The organism is Fretibacterium sp. (genome assembly GCF_057312375.1).
Window position 1 is genome coordinate 2,515 of sequence record NZ_DBHLDX010000084.1, and the last position, 4,019, is coordinate 6,533.

General features: G+C 63.5%; 3 protein-coding genes. 2 read left to right on the forward strand and 1 reads right to left on the reverse strand.

Annotation, left to right across the window (positions count from 1 at the left end; translation table 11 throughout):
• A partial coding sequence (locus ACO41U_RS09525; protein ID WP_485943483.1) for a coenzyme F420-0:L-glutamate ligase occupies window positions 1-326 on the reverse strand: 326 nt, incomplete at its 3' end.
• Window positions 327-634: 308 nt separating this feature from the next.
• On the opposite strand from ACO41U_RS09525, the gene ACO41U_RS09530 reads away from it, so the two are divergent.
• Together ACO41U_RS09530 and ACO41U_RS09535 are read left to right on the forward strand one after the other, a co-directional pair.
• Entirely contained in the window at window positions 635-1,990 is a 1,356-nt protein-coding gene (locus tag ACO41U_RS09530; protein ID WP_485943485.1) for a hypothetical protein, read from the forward strand.
• 27 nt (window positions 1,991-2,017) lie between these two features.
• Window positions 2,018-3,874, forward strand: a complete 1,857-nt coding sequence (locus ACO41U_RS09535; protein WP_485943487.1) for a putative bifunctional diguanylate cyclase/phosphodiesterase — start codon at window positions 2,018-2,020, stop codon at window positions 3,872-3,874.
• Window positions 3,875-4,019: the final 145 nt, after the last annotated feature.

The following is a 4,019-nucleotide window of genomic DNA, read 5'->3' on the forward strand; positions in this document are numbered from 1 at the left end:
AACCGATTGCGGCTCAGGATGGGGAACGCGACGGCCACCTCATCCGAGTCCAGCTTTCCCGCGACGTCCGCTGCGATGTCGTCCAGGGAAACGACGTTGCCCTGGGCCCGCGCCAGCAGGGACTCCGTCACCGCGACGACGTCCCTGTCCCGCAGGGCAAAGGGAGCGTAGGGGGAGTGCGCCGCCTCGATCAGGCTCTCCGCCACAATCCGCACCAGGTCGTCCCCACGCTGGATGACGGGCAGCCGAATTCCGTGGGCCTCAACCCCGACCTGACGTCGCTTCCCCTCATGCCCGCCTCTTTCCAAGCCGTGCTTCTCTGCCATTTTCAGCCTCCAGATGCCGCCGTCCCCGCCTCGGTGCGGGGGACGGCAGAGTTCGATACCGTATTTTTTCTATTATAATACAAGGCGACAGGCCCGACGCCCCACCGCCCTCTTCCAAAAATCGTCGAAAAGGTCCGGGGATTGTCGATTTTCTCCCTGAAAAGCGATAGAATAGCGGGGACAATGCGACAAAAACGCATCGAGGTCCACACCTCAAAACGTGCGGACCCCTAGGGCGCTTCAGGACGTGCTCTTTGACCGACCGCCCCACGTCGATGGGGGCGCCATTCAGGCCGGAGGTGGCATTCATGGAAGATCTGTACCGCAAAATAGACTTTATCGTATCCGGGGGCGCGCTGGAGTACCTCTCGGAGTTCCTCAGGTCAAAGGGCCTGACCGCTCTCGTCCTTGAGCCTAAGGAAGCGGGGTACCAGGTTCTGGACGCCGTGGGGCTGTCCCCCGACTCCCTGACGTTTCAGGAGAGCGACCTGAAGTTGGGGCCCCTCTTCTCCCAGCGTCCTCCCAAGGCCTCCTTCGAGGTGGAGGCGGCGCAGGGCAGTGACCCATGGCCCTGCGTCCTCCGAATCCGCGGGGCGCAGTGGGCGATCTTCGTCCTCCTGAGGAAACAGCCGGAGGACGCCCTGATCTCGGAGATCGAGCCCTATGCCGGCATGATCCGTCTGTGGCAGACCTTCCAGAGGATCGACGCCACGGAACAGCGCCTCTCCCGCCTCTCCTACATGATCCTGGCCACGAAGAACACGCTGGCGTCTATCTTTGAGCCCATGCCGCTGCAGTACTTCACCGCCTTCTTGGCGGATGTCCTGCGCGAGAGCCTGTTCCCCAAGACCGTAGCCATCCTCAACGACGACGGCACGGCCCTGACGCCGATTGCCGGCAGGGCCGACTCCATCCCGCCCCGGACGGGGGTGTATCAGGAGGAGCACCTTCCCCCGACCCCCGTCCTCACCCAGTCCGACCGTGCGCCCTTCGAGGCGGTCCTGCCCATCGCGGAGGGGTCCCTCCGCCTCTTCTGCCTCCTGACCTGGGACAGCCTCCCGGACGCCCACGTGTTGAACTTCATGGAGCTGCTGGGGAACCTGGCCGTCCGGGCCATCGCCATCAACGCCCTGCGCGAGCAGAACCGCAGGGCCTCCGAGGAGAACCTCTCCGGGGAGTTCACCGCCATGGCGCTCTCCAACGTCCTGAAGGTCCTGAAGGGCGCGACGGACCGGACCCACTTCTGCTCCCTGCTGGCCGACATCCTCATGGAGCAGGGACGCCTCCCCAACTGCACCCTGGCCGTCTGGGACCAGGCGCGCGGCGGGTACGTCTGCGCTGCAAAACGGACAAACCGCATGGCCGCCGCCCCCGACGAAGGGCTCCTCCCCGCGTCCCTCCCCGTCGCCGCCTCACTGGTCCACGAGGCACAGGTCGACCTCAGGGACGTCAACGCCGACACCGCCCTCAAAGCCTGGGGGCTCGACAAGTGTCCTTGGGCAAGCATGGCCTCCATGACCTGCCTCTTCCCCATCTGCGACGACCGATCCCTGCTAGGGCTCGCCGCCCTGGGGTCGGACGACCGTGCGGCGCCGACGAAGGACCAGCTTGCCGCCCTGCGCCTCATCGCACAGTTCTCCGCCTACGAGTTCCACCGGTTTTAAGGGCTGATAGATGATGCAGGGACAGCCATGAAGCCATTCCAACCTGTCGCCCCATCCTTCGACCTCCTGAACGAGGCGTTGGCGACGCTTCTGTCATCGGATGGAGGAAACGGCACGGCCCTTTCGGGGCGGCAGGCCGCCTCCCCTTCGACGGAGCAGTTGTTGGCCTCCCGTGACGCGATCCTGGATCAACTGCCCGCCCCTCTCGTCATCAGCGACGAGCAGGACCGCATCCTGTACGTCAACCGGGCTCTCCTTTCCCTGATCAACTGCCCGGAGGACTTCCTGCAGGGGAAAAAGCTCTCCTCCATCCTCATCCCCAGGGCGAAGCTGGACCCTCAATCCGAGGACGCACAGGACCCGGCGGAGCGGGAGATGCAGGACCTTCCGGACGGGCAGCCCCTCATCCTCCTGGGAGCCGAGGGAACGGCCCTGCCCGTGAAGCAACTGACCCGCTCCTTGACGTGGAACGCGCGCAAGCTCACGCTCTCCGTGTTACTCGACCTCAGCGAGCAGCAGGCCGCCAACGAGCGCCTGCTGCGCATCGCCTACTACGACTCCCTGACGGGCCTTCCGAACCGGGACTGCTTCATGGACTCCCTGAGCCAGGAGCTCCGCAAGCTGAACGGCGCGGACGGGTACACCTTCAGCGTCGTTCTTCTCAACATGGACCGATTCAAGCTGCTCAACGAGCAGTACGGCTCCGACACCGCGGACAAGGTCCTGATCGAGGTCATCGAACGCACCAAGACCATCCTCCACGGCTTCGCCACGATCTTCCGCACGGGCGGGGACGAGGTGATGGCGATCCTGAAGGGCGTGAGCTCCCAGTCCTACCTGGAATCCGCCCTGGACCGGCTTTTGAAGCTCATCTCCATCCCCATCTGGATCAACGGGGACAGCGTATTCCCAAGCGCCTGCCTCACCGCAATGCTGGACATCCCCAAGGAGTTCACCGCGCTTCAGGTGCTGAGCCGCCTGTCGAGCTCCATGAAGGCGGCAAAGAAGCGCGGCCTGGGCTGCGTCCTCTTCGTTTCCCCTGCGACAGAAAGTCAGGGCAAGGACGCGGAACACAAGGACATCCTGAAGATCACGGCGGAGATCCAGACCTCCCTTCTGAACGATCAGTTCATCCCCTACTTTCAGCCCATCTACAACACGGCCACCATGCAGCTCCTGGGCTTTGAAACGCTGGCGCGATGGAGGCACCCCGCGAGCGGCATCCTGCCGCCTGGCGCCTTCATCCCCGAAGCGGAGGAGTCGGGCCTCTTGACGGCCATCGACCGGGCCATCGTTTCGCAGGCCCTCGTCGCCATGGAGAGCTTCACCAGGAAGTACCCCCAGTTGAACTTCCACCTCAACGCCAACGCCTCGGGGCTCTCGCTGAAGGACGCTTCGTTCTTCGACTTCATCGAGGGGAAGTTGAAAAACGTGACCTTCCCTCCAGACCGCTTCACCCTGGAGATCACGGAGGACGTCCTGATGGAAAACCTGGGAGAGGCGCGCGGGCGTTTGGAAAAGCTGAAGAAGCTCAACATCAGCGTCGCGCTGGACGACTTCGGGACGGGGTACTCCTCGCTGCAGTACATCAGCCAGCTTCCCGTGGACAGCCTGAAGATCGACCGCTCCTTCATCGATCAGATGCTGAAGTCCAGGAAGACCGCAAGCCTGGTGAAGAGCGTTATCGAGATGGCCCGCTCCCTGAACCTCAACATCGTGGCGGAGGGCATAGAAACGAAGGACCAGAACCAGTGGCTCGCGGAGTACAACGTGGCCGGCCAGGGCTTCTTCTTCTCCGTGCCGCTCTCCATGGAGAAGGCCGATGAGTTCCTGAAGGACGTGTCCGTCTTCGCCGAGCTCATCAAGGAGATGCCGCAGCCCTGACGCTCAACGCAGAAGCCCTCATATACGGTTCCGCCTCTCCTCCAGGGCCTCTTCCAGGGTGACGTCCGCAGCAAGGACCCCGAAGAGGGACTTTGCGACGTCCACCCGATCCTGATAAGGGTTCGAAGGCTTCGCCACGCTCCTG

Coding starts and splice junctions, on each gene's coding strand:
- ACO41U_RS09530 (WP_485943485.1), top strand. CDS start 635: ATGGAAGATCTGTACCGCAAAATAGACTTTATCGTATCCGGGGGCGCG.
- ACO41U_RS09535 (WP_485943487.1), top strand. CDS start 2,018: ATGAAGCCATTCCAACCTGTCGCCCCATCCTTCGACCTCCTGAACGAG.